The sequence below is a fragment of the Streptomyces sp. NPDC058697 genome, from assembly GCF_042715345.1.
In the GTDB taxonomy this organism is placed as follows: Bacteria; Actinomycetota; Actinomycetes; order Streptomycetales; family Streptomycetaceae; genus Streptomyces; species Streptomyces liliifuscus.
Genome location: NZ_JBHXSU010000001.1, coordinates 783974 through 803591, shown reverse-complemented (window position 1 = coordinate 803591; position 19618 = coordinate 783974). Strand labels below are relative to the sequence as shown.

Genomic DNA, 19618 nt, shown 5'->3' with positions numbered 1-19618 from the left:
GGGCACCCACTGATGACCACCGACCACGGCTACCCCGCCGTCAGCATGTACATCGCGGGCGAGTGGTGCCAGGGCGGCACCGGACGTACCGCCCCGATCGTGAACCCGGCCACCGAGGAGGTGATCGGAGACGTACCGCTCGCCACCACCGCCGACCTCGACCGCGCCCTCGACGCGGCGGACGAGGGCTTCAGGACCTGGTGGGACACGCCCGTCGCCCGGCGTACCGAGATCCTGCACGCGGCCGCCGACCTGCTCACCGAGCGGGCCTTCGCCGTCGGCCGGATCATGACCCTGGAACAGGGCAAGCCACTCGCGGAGGCGACCGGCGAGGCCCGCCGCGTCGCGGACACCCTGCGCTGGCACGCCGACGACGCCCGCCGCGCGTACGGCCGCATCATCCCGTCCGCACCCGGCACCCTGCTCTCCGTACGGCGTGAACCGGCGGGCCCCGTCGCCGCGTTCGTCCCGTGGAACTTCCCGGCGGGCGGTCCGATGCGGAAGATCTCCTCCGCGCTCTCCGCCGGCTGCTCGATCGTCATCAAGGCCTCGGAGGAGACGCCGGCCACCGCCGCGGCCCTGGTGGGCTGCTTCGAGGACGCGGGTCTGCCGGCCGGGGTGCTGAACCTCGTCTTCGGCGAACCGGCCGACGTCTCAGCCCAGTTGATCGGCTCCCCGGTCACCCGCGTCGTCGCCTTCACCGGCTCGGTCCCCGTGGGCAAGCTGCTGGCCGCCGCGGCCGGGAAGGTCATGAAGCCCTCCCTGATGGAGCTGGGCGGCCACGCCCCGGTGATCGTGTGCTCCGACGCCGACCCGGCCGTGGCCGCCCGCCGCGCAGCGCAGGCGAAGTTCGCCAACGCCGGCCAGGTGTGCACCTCGCCGAGCAGGTTCCTCGTCCACGAGAGCCTCGTCGAGGACTTCACCGCCGAGTTCGTGAAGGCCGCCGAGGCGATCGTCGTCGGTGACGGCCTGGCGGAGGGCACGACCATGGGGCCGCTAGCCAACGAACGCCGGCTGCGCGCCATGCGGCGCCTGACCGCGGACGCCGTCAACCGCGGCGCCACCGTGCGCACGGGAGGCGAACGGCTCGACCGCGCCGGGTACTTCTTCGCACCGACCGTCCTCACCGACGTACCGGCGGACGCGGATCTCATGCGCGAGGAGCCGTTCGGACCGATCGCGCCCATCGTGCCGTTCACCGACCTCGACGAGGCGCTCGCGACCGCGAACGAACTGCCGTACGGGCTGGCGGCGTACGGCTTCACGGAGTCCGCCGCCACCGCCGAGCGGCTCGTGCGCGAACTGGAGGCGGGGATCCTCTCCCTCAACCACTGCGGCGGCTCCGTCAGCGAGGCACCCTCCGGCGGCGTCAAGGAGAGCGGCCACGGCAGGGAGGGCGGGCCGGAAGCCCTGGACGCCTACCTGGTCACCAAGCGCGTCTCCCATCTGCTGGCGGGCTGAGCCGCCATGAGGTACTCCAGGGTCTCGGTCGGCGGCCGGGCGGTGTGGGGACGCGTGGGGGAGGCGGACATCGAGCTGCTGTCCGAGTCCCCGATCGACGGCGCCCCCACCGTGCTCGGCACGGTGCCACGCGCCACCGCGACCTGGCTGCCCGTCGTCGTACCGCCCGTGTTCTACGCGGTCGGCCTCAACTACCCGCGGCACATCGAGCACGCCGGCGCCGAGACGCCCGCCCGGCCGGAGGTGGGCTACCGGGCCAACAACGCGCTCACGGGCCATGGGCAGCCCATCGTCAAACCGGCAGGTGTCGAGGGCCGGTTCGAGGCCGAGCCGGAACTCGTCGCGGTCATCGGCCGCACCCTGCGGCACGCCACCCAGGAGGAAGCGCGCAAGTCGGTCTTCGGCTGGACGATCGGCAACGACGTCAGCGCCCGGACCTGGCAGCACCAGGACCGCACGTTCTGGCGCAGCAAGAACAGCGACACGTTCAAGCCGATGGGCCCCTGGATCGAGACCGACGTCGACGCGCTCGCGCAGACCACCACGCTCCGTGTGAACGGGGAGGTCCGCGCCTCGTTCGCCACCGGCGACATGGTGTTCGACCCCTTCGACCACATCGTCGAGATCACCAGACACATCACCATGCACCCGGGCGACGTGCTGTGGATGGGCGCCGAGTCCACCTGCCAACTCGAACCCGGGGACACCGTGGACATCGAGATCAGCGGCATCGGTGTCCTGTCCAACCCGGTCCAGGGAGAAGCCCCCGTCCAAGGAGAAATCCCCGCCCAAGGAGAAGCCCCCGTCACGGAAAGGCAGCAGTCATGAGCAGCGCACCCCGCTACATCCACCACGTCAACTTCCCCACCACCGACGCCGACCGGACCGCCGATTGGTACACCAAGGTCTTCGGAATGAAGCGGATCATGCCCAAGTCCAACACTCGTGTGGTGCTGATGACCCGGGGCAACTTCGATCTGCACTTCACCCCGGTCGAGGAGATGGAGCGCATGGCGCCCTATCACTTCGCCGTCGAGGTCGACGACTGGGACGACTTCCTCGCCCACCTCAAGGACCTGGGCATCCGGCACACCCGCCCGATCCAACGCCCCGAGAACCAGTCCAAGTTCTGCTACATCCACGACCCCGACCACACCATGATCGAGCTGGTCTGGCACAGCAAGCGCCCCAACTGACCGCGTGTGACTGGGAGTTCACCGACATGCCTTACGCCGACTCCGACGGCACCTCCATCTACTACGAACGCCACGGCAGCGGTCCGGCGATCCTGTTCGTGCACGGCAGCGGCGGGCACCACGCCGCCTGGTGGCAGCAAGTGGCCGCGTTGCGCGGGGAGTTCACGGTCGTCACCGTGGACCTGCGCGGCTTCGGCAAGTCCGACTCCTCCATGCCCGAGTTCGACGGGCAGGACTTCCCCGGTGACGTGGTCGCCGTACTGGACGCCGAGGACCTGACCGACGTCATGCTCGTCGGCCAGTCCATCGGCTCCGTCGCCGCACTGCGCGCCGCGCTCCAACGCCCCGAGCGGGTCGGCTCCGTCGCCCTCGGTCACTCCCTCGGCGGCATCAGTCACCCCGAACTGAAGGAGCTGGCCGCCGCCGACCGCGCCGAGGCCGTCAAACTCCCCGTCATCGACCGCCTGTTGACCAAGCGGTTCCAGGAGGAGCGCCCCGACCTCACGTTCCTCTTCCAGCAGATGGGCACCTTCAACGTCGCGAAGATGGCCGACCTGCGCAACCTCGACACGAACGGGCCTTCACTGCAGGACATCCAGGACTCTGGCGTCAAGGTCGCCTTCCTGGCCGGCGAGCGCGACGCCGTGCTCAGCGTGAAGACCGTGACCCGCGCACATGAACTGCTCCCCGGCTCCCACCTGGAGATCGTCCCGGACGCGCCCCACTCCATGTACTGGGAGACGCCCGACAAGTACAACGCGGCCGTCGCCCACCTGCGCCGCACCCTCACCACACCGAAGGAAGCCGCATGAGCGCCACACCCAAGGAAGCAGCATGAGCACCCTCACGCTCGACGCCGCCGACGAGATCGTCGACGCCGCACTCAAGCGCGCCCAGTCCCTGGGAAAGGCGGTGAGCGTCGCCGTGGTGGACGCGGGCGGCTTCGTCATCAGCGTGCGCCGCTCGGACGGCGCCCGCCCGCTGACGCCGGACATCGCCCGCGCCAAGGCGTACACCGCGGCCGTGATGCAGCGCCCCGGCAAGATGCTGAAGAAGTGGCAGGAGAGCCAGCCGGTCTTCTTCTCCCAGCTGTCCCAACTCCCGGGCGCGGCCCTGCCGATCATGGCCACCGAGGGCAGCGTCACCATCAAGAAGGACGGCGAGATCATCGGCGGCCTAGGCATCGCGGGCGGCACCGCCGACGAGGACCAGCAGGTCGCCGACGACGTACTCGAATCCCTCGGCTACGAGCTGGAGTTCGCGGCATGGGGCGTCGCGGGCACGCCGGCCGGGACCACGGAACGTGCCGGCACCACGGAACAGGCCGGGACCACGGAAACGGAACAGGTCGGCACCACGGAAAAGGAGGCCTGAGCCATGGCGGACACCTTCAACTACCGCATCGACCACCACGGCAGCCTGGTCCGCCCAGCCGAACTCCTCGCGGCCCGGGCGGCGGGCGACCCCGAGGCCCTGCACAAGGCCGAACTCACCGCGGTCGAGGAGGCGGTGGCCTACCAGCGCCGCCTGCGCTCCACGATCGTCACCGACGGCGACTTCCCCCGGGAGGACTTCCGCAGCGCCGTCCTCGACGCGCTCCCCGGCTTCCGGCGTACGCGGGAGCGGACCGCCGACGGGCTGCCCCGCTGGGTGGCGGAGGCCCTGCCCAAGGCCAACGGCCCGCTGCCGGCCGACTGGGCCGGGCGGATCGTGGACCTCACGGTGATCGCCCCCAAGGTCTCGCTCCCGTCACCGGCCTATCTGGCCGCGACCACCTTCGCCCCCGAGCTGGCCGGCTCCGGAGGCCCGGCCTCGGCACGCGAACTCGGCGAGGTTCTCGCGGAGATCATCCACGCGGAGATCGAGCTGCTGGTCTCCCGGGGCGTCCGGCTGATCCAGCTCAACAACCCGCTCCTCCTCGGCCAGATCGCCACCGACCCGGCCGCTCCCGGCCCGCTCTCCTTCGAGGACGCGCTGGCCGTGGAGGCACAGGCGGTACGGCTCGACGCGCGACCGGAGGGCGTACGGATCGGCGTCTGCCCCGGCTGGGAGGCCCCCGCGGTGGTGGACCGGGCCGGGGCCGAGAGCCTGTTCGGCGAGGTCCCGGCCGATCGCTGGATCCTGCCGTACCACAAGGGCACCGCGGCCGAACTCGACCTGCTGAGGGCGCTGCCCGAGGACCGGGACGCCTGCCTGGGCGTCGTGGACGCGACCGTGCCCCAACTGGAGGACATCGACACGGTGTTGGCCCGCATCGACGCTGGTGCCGAGGTCAAGGACATCGAGGACATGGCCGTCTCACCGTCCCGCGGCTTCGCCGACTCGGCCACCCGGCCGCTGCTGAGCGCCGAGGACCAGCGCCGCAAACTGGTCCTGGTGGAGACCGTCGCCCGCTACTGCTGGGGCAACGAGTTCTGAGTCGATGACCCCGATACGCCCGGGAAGCACGCCCACGCTTCCCGGCGGGGCAGCGCCTCACAGGACCTCGGCGAAGGTCACCGTCCGCTCCGTCAGCAGCGGCCACACCGTCCCCACGATCAGTTCGTCGAAGTGCCCGGCGGCCTTGTGCGCGTCGAATCCGGCCCGGTCGGTGTACTGCTCGTACAGCACGAAGCTCCCCGGACGGTCCGCCTCGGCGTGCACCTCGTACGCCAGGTTCGCCGGTTCGGCACGGGTGTGCTCGCGCGCCTTCAGCAGTGCGGCACGCACCGAAGCCTCGTCGGCGGGCGCGCAGTGGTAGCGGGCGATGACTGCGTAGGCCATGTCTGTCTCTCCTCGGCATCAGCGGAATCTCGGCTCCCGGCGGCCCGTCAGGCGCCTCCGGCCTGCCGATTCCAGCACGGATCAACCGCCCGCCGACCTGCGCGCGGCGCAAGCAATGACTGCCCACGCGGGGCTGGTGGCCCGTTCGCCCGTGGTGTGTTGTCGCATCCGGCCCGTACGGCCGCTCCCTGTGCAGACCGCGGACCCGCGCCGCGGCGGACGAAGGAAGTGATCTTCATGCGAACCCTGGAAACCCTCTCCGGTGGAGAGTGGGTGGCGACCGGCGAGTGGATCGACGTCCACGACCCCGCCGACGTCCGCACCCCGTTCGCACGCGTTCCCGCCCTCGCCGCCAAGGACGTCACCCGCACCTACGACCACGCCGAGCGCGGGTTCGCCGCCTGGAAGCGCACCAGCCCCTTCGAACGCGCCCGGATCCTCACCGAGGCCGCGCGGCTGATCCGGGAGCGGGCCGACGCGATCGCGGCCGACGTCACCGCCGAGAACGGCAAGACCGGCGCCGAGGCCCGCGGCGAAACCCTCAAGTCCGCCGACTTCCTCGACTACTACGCAGGCCTGGCCCGCCAGGGCTACGGCACGCTGCTGCACGACGTCCGCCCCGACACCCGTACGCACACCCAGCGGGAACCGATAGGCGTGATCCTCGTGATCAGCCCGTGGAACGATCCGCTGATCACCCCGGCCCGCAAGCTCGCCCCGCTGCTCGCGGCCGGCAACGCGGCCGTCTTCAAACCGGCGACCCAGACCCCGCTCTCCGGGCTGCACTTCGCCCGCGCCCTGCACGACGCGGGCCTGCCGGCGGGTGTCCTGAACGTGGTGACGGGCCGTACGGCCGAGATCGAGGAGGCGCTGCTCGACGACCTGCGGATCGCGGGCATCACCTTCACCGGCTCCAACGCGGTCGGCAACCGGATCCGCCGCCGCCTCGCCGACCGCAACGTCCGCTTCCAGGGCGAACTCGGCGGCAAGAACGCCTCCGTCGTCCTGCGGGACGCCGATCTGCCGGCCGCCGCGAAGGCCGTCGTCGCGGCCTCCTTCGGCCAGGCCGGACAGCGCTGCACCGCCACCAGCCGGGTTGTCGTCGAGCGGCCGGTGTACGAGGAGTTCGCCCGGCTCCTGGTCACCGAGGTGGAGGCGCTGACGACGGGTCCGGGCAGCGACCCGGCCACCACCCTGTGCCCCTTGTCCAGTCCCCAGCAGCGCGACAGAGTCCTCGCCGACCTCAACAGGGCGATCGACCAGGGCGCCACCGTCCTCACCGGCGGCGGCGCGGACACCGAGGGCGACCGCGCCCACGGCTGCTACGTACAGCCGACCGTCCTCACCGACGTCACCCCCGAGACGGCGATCTGGCGCGAGGAGGTCTTCGGCCCGGTCCTCGCTGTCCGCGTGGTCGAGGACTTCGACCGGGCCGTCGACGCGGTGAACGACTCCGACTTCGGGCTCGCCGCCGCCGTGTTCACCCGCGACCTCACGGCCGCGTACCGGTTCGTCGACGAGGCCGAGTGCGGGCAGGTCGCGGTGAACACCACCACGACCGGCTGGGACGTCCACCTGCCCTTCGGCGGGTTCCGGGACTCCGGCACGGCCTACAAGGAGCAGGGCGACGAGGTCCTGCGCTTCTCCACCCGCGTGAAGACCGTCGCCGTCCACTTCGGCGCGTGACGGGCGTGACGGGCGTGACGGGCGTGATCGTGGCGAGTTCGGCGCGCGACGGTCGTGCCGTTGGCGAGCGACATGAGGAGAGAGGAGGAGGACGCCGATGGCTGACGAGACGATCGGCATAGTCGGCGCCGGCATCGTCGGCCTCGCCACCGGCCGCGAGATCGCCCTGCGCCGCCCCGGCACCCGGGTCGTCGTGCTGGAGAAGGAACAGCGGATCGCCGTCCACCAGACCGGCCACAACTCGGGCGTCGTGCACGCCGGCATCTACTACGCCCCCGGCAGCCTCAAGGCCGACCTGTGCGTCCGGGGCGTGTCCATGCTCCGCGAGTACTGCCAGGAACGGGCCCTGCCGTACGAGGAGACCGGCAAGCTCGTGATGGCGGTGCGCGAGGACGAGCTGGACCGGATGGAGAACCTCTACCGGCGGGCCCGGAACAACCACGTGCCCGACCTCCGGAGGATCTCCAAGGAGGAGATCAAGGAGATCGAGCCCCACGCCGGAGGCATCGCGGCCCTGCACTCCCCGCGCACCGCGATCACCGACTACCCGGCGATCGCCCTGGAGTTCGCCAAGGACATCGAGGCCTCGGGCGGCGAGGTACGGCTCGGCTTCCCGGTCGCATCGATCACCGACGTGCCGGGCGGCATCGAGGTGGCCTCCGGGCAGAACCGCGCCCACCGAAACGAAGACGGGGGAAGGCTCCGCGTCGACCGGCTGATCCTCTGCGCGGGGCTCCACTCGGATTCCGTCGCGAAGCTGGCCCAGGACCGGAAGGAGCCACGGATCGTGCCCTTCCGGGGCGAGTACCTGCTCCTCAAACCGGAGTCGAGGGACCTGGTCCGCGGGCTCATCTACCCGGTGCCCGACCCGCGTTACCCCTTCCTCGGCGTGCACTTCACCCCGCGCGTCGACGGCTCCGTCGAGGTCGGCCCGAACGCCGTCCTGGCCCTGGCGAGGGAGGGCTACCGGCTCGGCAGCATCTCGCCCAGGGACCTCGCGGGACTCGCCGCCTACCCCGGCACCTGGAGGATGGCCGCCCGGCACTGGCGGACGGGCATCAAGGAGTACCGGGGCTCACTGTCCAGGGCGGCCTTCATGAAAGCCGCCCAGTCGTACGTGCCCGGCGTCGGTGTCCCGGACGTGGTGCGCGGCGGAGCCGGTGTACGCGCCCAGGCCCTGGACCGGGACGGCACGCTCGTGGACGACTTCCGCATCCACCGGCTGGGCCGGATCACCGCAGTCCGCAACGCACCCTCGCCGGCCGCCACCGCCTCCATGGCGATCGCCGAACACATCGTCGACGCCGTCCTCGACGAGGCGCCCGCACCCTGAGAACGTGCTGTTCACACCGCACTTCCGTGCAACAACAGCTTGCGCTCCCAGCGCTCTGCAAGACCGCACGTCCCGCCTAGCGTTCCTTTCCGCACCACCCCACCAGGCCGTCCCAGAGGAAGAGTTGAAGACATGTTCGTCGTCGACACACAGATCCACATCTGGAAGGAAGAGACCCCGGACCGCCCCTGGGTCCCCGGGGCGCGGGAGCGCATCCGCCTCAACGGCCACCGCGAGGACCCCTTCTCGTACGAGGAGGCCCTGGAGCTGATGGACGAGGCGGGCGTCAACCGGGCGCTGATCCTGCCCCCTTCATGGGAGGGCAACCGCATCGACTACGCCCTGGAGGCCTGCGAGGCGCACCCGGACCGCTTCGGCATCATGGCCCGCGTACCCCAGGACGACCCGGTCGAGGGCACCGCCCTGCTGAAGGACTTCGCCGGCAACCCGTACATCAAGGGCACCCGGCTCACCTTCCACCGCCCGCAGGACCGCAACTGGATGATCGACGGCACCAACGACTGGTACTGGCCCATCGCCGAGGAGCTCGGCATCCCGACCATGGTCCACGCCCCGATCTGGAAGCGCGAGCTCGGCCAGATCGCCGCCAAGCACCCCGGACTGAAGATCATCATCGATCACATGGGCATCATGGCGCGCTGTGTGGACGACGCGATCGGCTACTGGGTCCAGGAGACCGCCGACCTCGCCGAGCACCCCAACATCTACGTCAAGGTCTCGGCCCTGCCCGGCTACTCGACGCAGCCCTTCCCGAACAAGAACATCGAGAAGTACGTGCGCGAGATGGTCGACAAGCTGGGCCCACGGCGCTGCTTCTACGGCACCGACATCACGCGGCTGCTCGGCCACGGCATCACCTACACCGACACGATCGAACAGTTCACCAAGCACTGGGACTTCACTCCCGAGGAACTCGAATGGATCATGGGCCGCGGTATCTCCGAGGTCCTCGACTGGCCGATCGAGGGCTGAGGAAGCGTCGGAGATGACGGACACCCAGAACACGGCCGACACCCCCAGCAGCCCTAGCAGCCCCAGCGACCATGGCACCCCCGGTATCGACGGCATCGGTGGTGGTGCCGGCGTCGACGGCGGCGATGCCTTCGTATCGGCCTTCCACGCCGCCGGCGCCGACTACCTCTTCTGCTCCTCCGGTTCCGAGTGGGCCCCGGTGTGGGAGTCCCTCGCCCGGCGCCACCGCGACGGGCTGCCCTGTCCGCGGTACCTCGACCTGACGCACGAGACAGTCGCCGTCGGCATGGCCACCGGCTACGGACTAGTCAGGCGCCGCCCGCAGGGCGTGCTGCTCCACGCGGCCCCCGGCCTGCTGCAAGGCTCCATGGCCGTGCACGGGGCGCTGCTAGCCGGTGTGCCGATGGTGGTGGCCTCCTCGGAGTCGACCACGTACGGCGACGGGCCCGGCCAGGACCCGGGCGGCCAGTGGTACCGCAACCTGTCGATCGTGGGCGGCCCGCACGGCATCGCGCAGCCGTTCACCAAGTGGTCCAACGAGGCCGCGAGCGTCCACACCCTGCCCACGATGATCACGAGGGCGGCGGAACTGTCCTGGCGTGCCCCGGCCGGACCGGCGTACCTCAACATCCCGCTGGAGATCCTCCTGGAGGACTGGGACGGCCGCGAGGCCAAGCCCGTCGTGCCACCGGGCTCCACGCACAGTTCGCCCGAAGAGGCCGACTCCGTCGCGCAGTTGATCCGGGAGGCCCGCAATCCCGTGATCGTGACCGAGACGTCCGGCCGTGAGGAGGGCGGCTTCGAGGCACTGGTCGCCTTCGCCGAGGCCTGGCACATCCCGGTCGTCGAGCCGGACTCGGCGGTGTGCGGCAACTTCCCGCGTACCCACCCGCTGCACGCGGGCTCGGACATCGGGCCCTGGATGGACGAGGCGGACCTGATCCTGCTCGTCAACTGCCGTGCGCCCTTCTACCCGCCTTCGCGTCGGCCGTCCAGGGCGCGGATCGTCGTCATCGACGAGGTGCCGCAACGCCCGCACGTCGTCCACCAAGTTTTGTTTGCCGACGCCTACTTGGAAGGCAACGTCACCAACACCCTTCGCCAGCTCACCAAACGGGCGAGGGACCTCGACGAGACGGCACTCGCCGAACGCCGCACGGTACAGGAGGCCCGGGGCGCCGCCGAGCGAACTGCCGCAGCCACCGCGGAGACGAAGGCGGAACAGCAGACCGAGGGCATCGACCCCGTCCTCCTCGCCGTCACCCTGCGCACTCTGCTCGACGGCCGGGACGGAATCGTCGTCGACGAGACCATCACCCACAGCCGGATCGTCAGGCGCCATCTGCGGACCGACGCTCCCGACTCGTACTTCTACGTGCAGGGCGGCCTCGGGCAGGGCATCGCCGTCGCGCTCGGCGTCAAACTCGCCGCCCAGGAGCGCCCGGTGGTGCTCACGATCGGCGACGGCGCCTTCGCCTACAACCCGGTCATCCCGTCGTACGACGCGTCGAGGACGTACGAACTCCCCTTGCTCATCGTGGTGTTCAACAACCGTGTCTACAAGTCGATGAACCTCAACCATCGCAGGTTCTACCCCGAGGGCGCCGCCGCCGAGACGGGGGAGTGGCTCGGCACCGATCTGCGTCGGCTGCCCCGACTCGCCGCGTTCGCCGAGCCGTTCGGGATGCACACCGAGACCGTCGACGCGCCGGACGCGCTCGCTCCCGCGCTGGAGCGTGCCCTCAAGGCCGTGTCCGAGGGCACCACCGCCGTCGTCGACGTCCTCGTCACCCGCTGACCCAGGAGGCACCCGCCACCATGACCGACACCTCGACGACCCCCGAGCCGGGCCAGGTCCGCGTCCGGGCCGAGGACCTGCGCACCTTCTCCGCCGGCCTCCTGGAGAAGGGCGGGCTCAGCCCCGAGCACGCCACCACCACCGCCGACGTGTTCGTCTGGGCCGCCCTGCGCGGCGTCGACTCGCACGGCATCGCCCGCGTCCCCGCGTACCTGGAGCTCCTCGCCAAGGGCGTGGCCAACCCGCGGGCCGCGATCACGGTCGAGTCGGCCACACCGGCCGCCGCCGTCCTGGACGCCGACCGTGCCCCCGGCCCGGTGGCCCTCAGCGCCGCCGCCGAGGAGGCCGTGAGCCGGGCGCGGACCACCGGTATCGCGTCCGTCGGCGTGCGCGGCACCGTCCACACCGGCGCCATCGGCTACTACGTCTCGAAGATCGCCGAACAGGGCCTGGTCGGGATCGGGTTCGTCGCCGGTATGCCGAACATGGGCTACACGGGTGTGCAGGGCGCGGCCGTGGCGACCAGTCCGCTCGCCATCGCCGTACCCACGGCCGCGTCGTCGGGGCACGCCCCGCTGCTGCTCGACATGGCCACCGCCACCATCGCCCTCGGCAGGATCCGCCAGGCCAGGGCGAGCGGCACTCCGCTGCCCGAGGGCGCCGCCGCCACCGAGGACGGCACCCCGACCACCGACCCGGAGAAGGCCGTCATGCCGCTGCCGCTGGGCGGCGCCAAGGGGTCCGGCATGTCACTCGCGTTCGAGCTGCTCACCAGCGTGCTCGTCGGTGCGCCGATCTTCTCCGCCTTCCACTCGGACGACCCCAAGGCCCGCAGGCACCGGCAGAACGCCCTGCTCATCGCCCTCGACCCGGCGGCCTTCGGCGACCCGGACCGCTTCACGGCGGACGTCGACACGACCCTGAGCACCCTCAAGGGACTGCCCTCGGCGGACGGCGCGGCAGGAGTGTTCTACCCCGGCGAGCGCAGTGCCGCCGTGGCCGCGGAGCGGGCGGAGAAGGGAGTGCCGGTGACTCCGAAGGTATGGCGCGAACTGACGGAGAGCGCGGAGAGGTTCGGGCTCGCTTCGCCGACACCGATCGCCTGAGAGGCATGAGCAGCTGAGCAGTCGGCGGTGTTGTGGGCGGGGCCGGGGCGGGCGGCCTCGGTCTAACCCCGTTGCCGCGCGGCCAGTTCATGGGCGATGTCCCGTGTCGCCGGGTAGAGCCGGAGGTACAGCGCGTACAACTCGTCGTAGTCGGAGCGCAGTTGCGGGTCCGGGGTGACCCGTTCGCGTACCGGGTTCCACTCGTCGATGAGCGGGCCGCCGACCGCGCTCGCAGCGAGGAACGCCGAGCCGTAGCTCGCCCCGAGAGTGACGGTCCTGATCTCCTGCTGCAGGCCCGTCACGGCCGAGACGATCCGGGTCCACAGGCCGCCCCGGGTGCCTCCGCCCACGGCGACGACACGTCGGATGTCCGCGCCCGCCGCGCGCATCGCCTCGACGTTGTGCCGTACCCCGAAGGCCGTCGCCTCCAGGGCGGCACGGTAGAGGTCGCCGCGGGTGTGCTCGACCGTCAGTCCGGCGATCACCCCGCGGGCGTGCGGATCGGCCACCGGCGTCCGCTCGCCCGCGAAGTACGGCAGCATCAGCAGCCCCCGCGCACCGGGTCCGGAGGCCTCCGCCCCGGCGAGCAGACCGGTGTGCTCGGGCGTGCCGAACAGCTCCCGGAGCCAGTCGGTGATCATGCCGGAGGTGGCCATGCCGCCCGCGAGGCTGCGCGTTCCGGGCAACGCCCCGACGGTGCTCCACAGTTGGGGCACCAGCAGACGCTCGGAGAGGGTGTTGATCAGGAACATGGTGCTGCCGTACATCAGCATCAGGTCGCCGGTGTGTTGCGCCCCCACGCTCAGCGCCTCCGACCAGGCGTCGATCGTGCCGGCGATCACCGGGATCCCGGCGGGCAGCCCGGTGGCCTCCGCGGCCTCGGCCGTGAGCTGTCCGGCGATGTCTCCCGGCCAGAGCAGGCGCGGGAGTTCGAGCCAGGGCGCGATGTGCCGGGTCCACGGCTCGTACCACTCCTGGGCCACGGAGTCGTACAGCGGAACGGACTGGCTCGCCGAGTGGTGGTCGAGCACATAGGCCCCGGTGAGCCGGACCACCAGGTACGAGCTGGGCATGTACAGCCGCCGGGCCCGGGCGACCACATCGGGTTCGTGCTCCGCCAGCCAGGCGATCTTGGGGCCCACGGCCTGGGTGGACAGCAGGGACCCGCAGCGCCGCAGTACGGCGTCACCGCCCAACTCGCCGTCCAGGCGCGCGATCTGCTCGGTGGCCCGGGTGTCGACGCCGTACAGGATCGCCGGGTGCAGCGGCGTGTCCGTCGCGTCGGTGAGGGCGACGCACGGGCCCATGCCGCTGACGCCGACCGCGGTGACGGAGGTGCCGTCCGGCGCGGAGTTGAGCAACTCCCGGGCGATGGAGGCGAATTCGTCCCACCACACCCGTGCGTCCATCTCGACGTGCCCGGGGCGCGGACGGTCGACCGCGTGCGGGCGGACAGCCGTCGCGATGACGGTTCCGTCCTCGTCCACCAGCACGCCCTTGCTGCTGGACGTACCGATGTCGACCCCGACCACCGTCATACGCTCACGTCTCCCCGCTCACCCGCACCGGTTCAGGGGCGGTCCCGGCGTGACCGCCCCACCCCGATGTTCTACGGGATCGACAGGGATCCGTCGCGCTGCGGCGGAATCGCCACGCCGTTCTGCTGGAGGGCGACGGTGCGCGCGGGAGAGGGAATGCGGATGCCCTCCACGTGGTACCGCTTGTGCAGCCGCTTCACGAACTCGTGCTTGATCCGGTACTGGTCGCTGAACTCCCCGACGCCCAGGATGACGGTGAAGCTGATCCGCGAGTCCCCGAACGTGTGGAAGCGGATGGCGGGTTCGTGCTCCGGAACCGCGCCCTCGACGTCCGTCATGACCTCGGTGACGACCTCGGAGGTGACGCGCTCGACATGGTCGAGGTCGCTGTCGTAGCCGACGCCGACCTGCACGGTGAGCGTCATCTCCTGTTCCGGACGGCTGAAGTTGGTCATGTTGGTGCTGGAGAGCTGCGCGTTCGGGATGATGACGAGGTTGTTGGAGAGGTTGCGTACGACGGTGTTGCGCCAGTTGATGTCGACGACGTACCCCTCCTCCCCGCTGGTGAGCCGGATGTAGTCGCCGGGTTGGATCGTCTTCGAGGCGAGGATGTGGATGCCCGCGAAGAGGTTGGCGAGGGTGTCCTGGAGAGCCAGGGCGACCGCGAGACCGCCGACGCCGAGGGCCGTGAGCAGCGGAGCGATGGAGATGCCCAGGGTCTGCAGGACCACCAGGCAGCCCATGGCCAGCACGACGACCCGGGTGATGTTGACGAAGATCGAGGCCGATCCCGCGACCCCGGAGCGTGACTGGGTGACGGCCCGCACCAGGCCGGCGACCACGCGTGCCGCCGTGATGGTGGCGGCCAGGATGATCAGGACCGTCAGGATCTGGTTGACCGTGTGATTGACCTTGCCGGTCAGCGGCAGCGCCGCCGCGGCGGCCGCGATCCCGCCCGTGAGGGCGGCGACCGGTATCAGCGCGCGCAGCCCGTCCACGAGGACGTCGTCGCCGCTCCAGTTGGTCCGGGTCGCGTGCTTGCCCAGCCAGCGCAGGAGGAGGCGCAGCAGGACACCCGCCGCGAGTCCGACGGCCAGCCAGACACTCGCGACGATCCAGTCGTGCACAGTGAGGTCCCGGTTCACCAACTGCCTCCCGTCGTGCCGCGAAGGGCGTTCCCGCCCGGTATGTGATGTGTCGTCACCTTGTTGCCACCTGCTGCTCGATTCCTGGATGTACGACTCCGCCGGGAACGACAAGTCGTTGACCGGCGGGTTCGCTCATCTTGCTACATGCGCACAGGTGTTCCGTGCCAGGACCGCTCGGGTCAGGCCAACTCCCACCAGCATCGCCGCCAACTCGCCATGCCGTAGGCATGATTGGCGTCTTCCCCGCCTCGGCCGAGCGTCGAGGCACCCTCGCCGTCCGGCCCGGCGGGCGTCGACCGGCCCCTTTGCCGATCCCGCCCCAATTTGGCCTGGATACGTCGTACGGGACGTTCAGATCTCGCCGAACGACCCGTGCCGCCCCGCGCCGGCCGAGAACCGCGCGGCACCCTCCATACTCTCCTCCAGCACACCTGTCCCGTGACGGAATTCACCCCGCATGGCGGCGCGCTCGTTCAGCCCCTCCTGGTCGAGGACGGAACCGCGGTCGCCGCGGAGACAGGCCTGCGGGAAGCGGGCGATCGACGCGGCCAGCGCCTCCGCCTCCGCACGCGCCCGGCCCGACGGGACGACCCGGTTCGCGAGGCCCATCTCGTACGCCTCGGGAGCCGCCACCGGGCGGCCGGTCAGGATCATGTCCATCGCGCGGCCGGTACCGATGAGACGGGGGAGCCGAACCGTGCCGCCGTCGATGAGGGGCACGCCCCAGCGGCGGCAGAAGACTCCGAAGACCGCGTCCTCCTCGGCCACCCGCAGATCGCACCAGAGGGCCAGTTCCAGACCACCCGCCACGGCGTGGCCCGCCACCGCGGCGATCACCGGCTTCGACAGCCGCATTCGCGTGGGGCCCATCGGGCCGTCGCCGTCCTCCGTCACGTGGTTGCCGCGTTCCGTGCCGAGCGCCTTGAGGTCCGCGCCCGCGCAGAACGTGCCGCCCTCGCCCCACAGCACGGCCACCCGGGCCGCCTCGTCGCTCTCGAACGCGCGGAACGCGTCGGCGAGGTCGGCCGCCGTGGGTCCGTCCACCGCGTTGCGGACCTCGGGGCGGGAGAGGACGACGGTGGTGACGTGCTCCTGGCGCTCGATCCGGACCGGCATCGCGTGGACCCTTCGGGTGGCGACTCTGTGTGGCGACTTCGTGTGGCGACGCCAGCAGGCTACTCCCGGGTCACACCGACGAGTTCAGGCCGTCCCCGTCAACTTCGGGGCGGCCTGAGAAGAGTGCTTTCCGGCCCGGCGGCCGCAGTGCTCAGGCCATCGCAGCGCTGAGACCATTCCCGGCGGCCGAAGCGCTCAGACGATCGCAGCGCTCAGATCACCCCCGGCGGCCGACGCGTTCAGATCATCTTCAGCCGCACGAGCGCGCCGAGCGTCAGCGCCCCCGGCAGCAGCGGCAGCCACACCGTGATGATGCGGTACGCGAGTACCACCGCAGTCGCCACCGCCACCGGACCGCCCGCCGCCACCAGCGCCAGGATCAGTGCGGCTTCCACCGAGCCGATCCCGCCCGGCGTCGGCACCAGGGCGACGGCGACCGTGGCCGCCAGATACGCGAGCGCCATGTGCAGCGGCGGCACCGGCAGCCCGAGTGCCTGTCCCACCGCGGCCAGCCCGGCCGCCTGGAACATCGGGAAGGAGATGGAGCCGCCCCACAGCGCGAGCGCGCGGGCCGGCCGTGTGTGCACGGACCGGGCCTCGCCCAGCGCGGTCCGCAGGAACGTGAAGATGACGGTACGCACCCGTCGTACGAGCAACAGGACCATCACCGCGACACACACCACCGCACCGACGACGAGCAGCAGCGGGCCGACCGCGCCGTCCGGCAGGAGGGCCCCGACCCGCAGTGCGTCGGGGAAGGCGATCAGCAGGGCCAGCAGCAGCCCGACCCGGGCGATGGACTCCGCCAGCAGGTAGAGCGCGAGCGCGGCCGACGAACGGGCCAGCGGCACCCCGCACACCGTCATGAACCGCAGATTGACGGCACTCGCGCCAAGCCCCGTCGGCAGCAGATGGTTGGCGGCGCCGGCAGCGAACTGCGTGGCCAGCAGCCGCCGTTTGGGCAGCCGTTCGACGAGCGCGCCCTGCCGGGTGACGGCGGCCGCCACCCAGGTCAGACAGGTCGCGGCGACCGCGGCCAGCAGCCAGGGCCACTTGGCCGACGCCAGATGCCCGAAGCCGTCCGCGAGCACGGACCTGTGCTGCACCGCGACCACGGCCACGAGGGCGAGCGGGAGGAGGCACAGAATCTGCCGAACCGGAAGGCGTCTGGCGAATCCCAGGGGAAAGCGTTCGACCGTCACATCGGGAGAGGGTTTCCACACCGCACCAACGTGGGGTTGCGGGCACGGGGACAGGGGCTGACACGCCGGGCACATCGGGTCGTGCGCCCGCGCACGCGTCACCACTTCGCTGTCGACCTCAAGGTTGACCTCAAGGTTGACCTCAAGATTGCTTGAGGTTCTACGGTCTGTCCCATGAGTATGGAGACCACAGCCTGGACGCAGCTCCACAGCGTCATGAACGCCGAGCACGAACGCCGCCCCTTCGCCAGAGCCACCCTGCGCCGCATCGCCGGATTCGCCCGCCCGCACCGCCGCCGTATCGCGCAGTTCGTGGTGCTCAGTGTGGTGACGGCACTGCTCGCCGTGGCCACCCCGGTCCTCGCCGGACGCGTCGTGGACGCGATCGTCTCCGGCGGCGACGAGAGCACGGTCGTACGACTCGCCCTGCTCATCGCCCTGATCGCGTTCGCGGAGGCGGCGATCGGACTGGTGGGCCGCTGGCTCTCGGCGAACCTCGGCGAAGGACTCATCCTGGATCTGCGCACAGCGGTCTTCGATCATGTACAGCGCATGCCGGTCGCGTTCTTCACACGCACTCGTACGGGCGCGCTCGTCAGTCGACTCAACAACGACGTGATCGGCGCCCAGCGGGCGTTCAGCAACACTCTCTCCGGAGTGGTGAGCAATCTGGTGACCCTGCTGCTCACCCTCGCCGTGATGCTCACCCTGTCCTGGCAGATCACCCTGCTCGCGCTCGTACTCCTTCCGGTGTTCGTGGTGCCCGCCCGCCGGATGGGCAGCCGGATGGCGAAACTCCAGCGCGAGGCGGCCGACCTCAACGCGTCCATGGGCACCCGGATGACCGAGCGCTTCTCCGCACCCGGCGCCACCCTGATCAAGCTCTTCGGCCGGCCGGGCCAGGAGTCCGCGGAGTTCGCGGTGCGCGCCCGGCGGGTGCGGGACATCGGGGTGCGCACGGCGATGGCGCAGACCGCGTTCATCACGGCCCTGACCCTCGTCTCCGCCCTCGCGCTCGCCCTGGTCTACGGGCTCGGCGGCTGGTACGCCCTGCGCGGCAGCCTGGAACCGGGCGCCGTCGTCTCTCTGGCCCTGCTCCTCACCCGCCTGTACGCGCCGCTGACCTCCCTCGCCGGTGCCCGAGTCGAGGTCATGAGCGCCCTGGTCAGCTTCGAGCGGGTCTTCGAGGTCCTCGACCTGAAGCCGCTGATCGACGAGAAGCCGGATGCCCGAGCGGTTCCCGAGGGCCCGGCCTCCGTCGAGTTCACCGACGTCCGCTTCGCCTACCCGTCCGCCGACAAGGTCTCCCTCGCCTCCCTGGAGGAGGTCGCCGCGCTCGACACCCGCGGCGGCGCCGAGGTCCTGCACGGCATCTCCTTCCGCGCCGAACCCGGCCAGACCGTCGCCCTCGTCGGCTCGTCCGGCGCGGGCAAGTCCACGGTCGCCTCACTCCTGCCACGGCTGTACGACACCGACGAGGGCTCCGTACGCATCGGCGGCGTCGACGTCCGTGATCTGAGCGCCGAGTCGATGCGGGCCACCCTCGGCATGGTCACCCAGGACGGCCACCTCTTCCACGACTCGGTCCGCGCCAACCTGCTCCTCGCCCGGCCCGACGCCGACGAGGCCGAACTGTGGGACGTCCTGCGCCGGGCCCGCCTCGACGACCTCGTGCACTCCCTGCCCGACGGCCTCGACACGGTGGTCGGCGAGCGCGGCTACCGCCTCTCGGGCGGCGAACGCCAGCGCATGACCATCGCCCGGCTGCTCCTGGCCCGCCAGCGGGTGGTCGTCCTCGACGAGGCGACGGCCCACCTGGACAACACCTCCGAGGCCGCCGTCCAGGAGGCACTCGCCGAGGCCCTCCAAGGGCGCACCGCACTCGTCATCGCCCACCGCCTCTCGACGGTACGGGCCGCCGACCAGATCCTCGTCGTCGAGGCCGGCCGCATCGTGGAACGCGGCACCCACGACCAACTCCTCACGGCGAACGGGCGGTACGCCGAGCTCTACCGGACCCAGTTCGAGAAACCTGCACGGACCGACGGGGCCGAGGACGCTGTGCCGGAGGAGGCGGTGGCATAGGCGGCTGCGCCAGGCCGACGCGGTGCGCGCATTCGTTCACAATCCGTTTCCGCGACGGCCTGGGGAAGCAGCCCGAGGAGGGCGACTTCGACACGCAGGACGACCGAATACTCAACGGGCGAGCACTTCGCAGCGGCGAAGCCCGAATGGTGGCAGCGACGCGCGCTGTGTCACGTTTTACTGGTTGCACATT

At 70.9% G+C, this 19618-nt stretch carries 17 protein-coding genes; 12 read left to right on the top strand and 5 right to left on the bottom strand.

The genetic code is table 11. From position 1 onward, the window contains the following. The first annotated feature begins 12 nt into the window (after positions 1-12). From ACFWXQ_RS03435 to ACFWXQ_RS03410, 6 genes are read left to right on the top strand one after another with little or no spacing between them, the layout of a single operon-like run. Positions 13-1461, top strand: a complete 1449-nt coding sequence (locus ACFWXQ_RS03435) for an NAD-dependent succinate-semialdehyde dehydrogenase (protein WP_386267406.1) — start codon at positions 13-15, stop codon at positions 1459-1461. Positions 1462-1467: 6 nt separating this feature from the next. After that, on the top strand, positions 1468-2289 hold the full coding sequence (locus tag ACFWXQ_RS03430) for a fumarylacetoacetate hydrolase family protein (RefSeq protein WP_383939752.1): 822 nt from the start codon (positions 1468-1470) through the stop codon (positions 2287-2289). After that, the gene (locus tag ACFWXQ_RS03425) at positions 2286-2657 is read left to right on the top strand and encodes a VOC family protein (protein WP_383939755.1); all 372 of its coding nucleotides are present in this window, start codon (positions 2286-2288) and stop codon (positions 2655-2657) included. The genes ACFWXQ_RS03430 and ACFWXQ_RS03425 overlap by 4 nt, the downstream gene beginning before the upstream one ends. 26 nt (positions 2658-2683) lie before the next feature. Beyond that, positions 2684-3469 carry an alpha/beta fold hydrolase gene (locus tag ACFWXQ_RS03420; RefSeq protein WP_383939758.1) on the top strand — a complete coding sequence of 262 codons (786 nt, stop codon included), beginning with the start codon at positions 2684-2686 and terminating at the stop codon, positions 3467-3469. Between the two features lie 22 nt (positions 3470-3491). Further along, on the top strand, positions 3492-4031 hold the full coding sequence (locus tag ACFWXQ_RS03415; protein WP_383939761.1) for a heme-binding protein: 540 nt from the start codon (positions 3492-3494) through the stop codon (positions 4029-4031). A 3-nt stretch (positions 4032-4034) separates the two neighbouring features. Beyond that, complete coding sequence (locus ACFWXQ_RS03410; RefSeq protein ID WP_383939763.1) at positions 4035-5075, top strand: methionine synthase II (cobalamin-independent)-like protein; 1041 nt, start codon at positions 4035-4037, stop codon at positions 5073-5075. A 57-nt stretch (positions 5076-5132) separates the two neighbouring features. Here ACFWXQ_RS03410 and ACFWXQ_RS03405 read toward each other — a convergent pair whose 3' ends face one another. Beyond that, a complete protein-coding gene (locus ACFWXQ_RS03405) occupies positions 5133-5420 on the bottom strand; it encodes a putative quinol monooxygenase (protein WP_383939766.1) in 288 nt (95 codons plus the stop codon). A 237-nt stretch (positions 5421-5657) separates the two neighbouring features. On the opposite strand from ACFWXQ_RS03405, the gene ACFWXQ_RS03400 reads away from it, so the two are divergent. The 5 genes from ACFWXQ_RS03400 (at position 5658) to ACFWXQ_RS03380 (ending at position 12336) form a co-directional block, all read left to right on the top strand. After that, a complete protein-coding gene (locus ACFWXQ_RS03400) occupies positions 5658-7106 on the top strand; it encodes an aldehyde dehydrogenase family protein (RefSeq protein ID WP_383939769.1) in 1449 nt (482 codons plus the stop codon). 97 nt (positions 7107-7203) lie between these two features. Continuing rightward, positions 7204-8439 (top strand): L-2-hydroxyglutarate oxidase, encoded by a 1236-nt coding sequence (gene lhgO, locus ACFWXQ_RS03395; RefSeq protein ID WP_383939772.1) that lies wholly within the window; start codon positions 7204-7206, stop codon positions 8437-8439. A 132-nt stretch (positions 8440-8571) separates the two neighbouring features. Beyond that, the gene (locus ACFWXQ_RS03390) at positions 8572-9432 is read left to right on the top strand and encodes an amidohydrolase family protein (RefSeq protein WP_383939775.1); all 861 of its coding nucleotides are present in this window, start codon (positions 8572-8574) and stop codon (positions 9430-9432) included. 13 nt (positions 9433-9445) lie between these two features. Then, complete coding sequence (locus ACFWXQ_RS03385; protein WP_383939778.1) at positions 9446-11230, top strand: thiamine pyrophosphate-dependent enzyme; 1785 nt, start codon at positions 9446-9448, stop codon at positions 11228-11230. A 20-nt stretch (positions 11231-11250) separates the two neighbouring features. Further along, positions 11251-12336 (top strand): Ldh family oxidoreductase, encoded by a 1086-nt coding sequence (locus ACFWXQ_RS03380; RefSeq protein ID WP_383939781.1) that lies wholly within the window; start codon positions 11251-11253, stop codon positions 12334-12336. Positions 12337-12398: 62 nt separating this feature from the next. Here the strand turns inward: ACFWXQ_RS03380 and ACFWXQ_RS03375 are convergent, their stop codons facing one another. The 4 genes from ACFWXQ_RS03375 to ACFWXQ_RS03360 all read right to left on the bottom strand — a co-directional run bounded on the left by ACFWXQ_RS03375 (position 12399) and on the right by ACFWXQ_RS03360 (position 17415). Beyond that, a complete protein-coding gene (locus ACFWXQ_RS03375) occupies positions 12399-13874 on the bottom strand; it encodes an FGGY-family carbohydrate kinase (protein ID WP_383939784.1) in 1476 nt (491 codons plus the stop codon). A gap of 71 nt (positions 13875-13945) precedes the next feature. Continuing rightward, positions 13946-15019: a mechanosensitive ion channel family protein gene (locus ACFWXQ_RS03370; protein WP_383939787.1), complete on the bottom strand. Its 1074-nt coding sequence runs from the start codon at positions 15017-15019 to the stop codon at positions 13946-13948. Between the two features lie 354 nt (positions 15020-15373). Next, positions 15374-16138, bottom strand: a complete 765-nt coding sequence (locus ACFWXQ_RS03365; RefSeq protein WP_383939789.1) for a crotonase/enoyl-CoA hydratase family protein — start codon at positions 16136-16138, stop codon at positions 15374-15376. Between the two features lie 239 nt (positions 16139-16377). Then, on the bottom strand, positions 16378-17415 hold the full coding sequence (locus tag ACFWXQ_RS03360) for a YbhN family protein (protein WP_383939801.1): 1038 nt from the start codon (positions 17413-17415) through the stop codon (positions 16378-16380). A 105-nt stretch (positions 17416-17520) separates the two neighbouring features. Between ACFWXQ_RS03360 and ACFWXQ_RS03355 the strand changes: the two genes are divergently transcribed. Continuing rightward, positions 17521-19425 (top strand): ABC transporter ATP-binding protein, encoded by a 1905-nt coding sequence (locus ACFWXQ_RS03355; protein WP_383939803.1) that lies wholly within the window; start codon positions 17521-17523, stop codon positions 19423-19425. Positions 19426-19618: the final 193 nt, after the last annotated feature.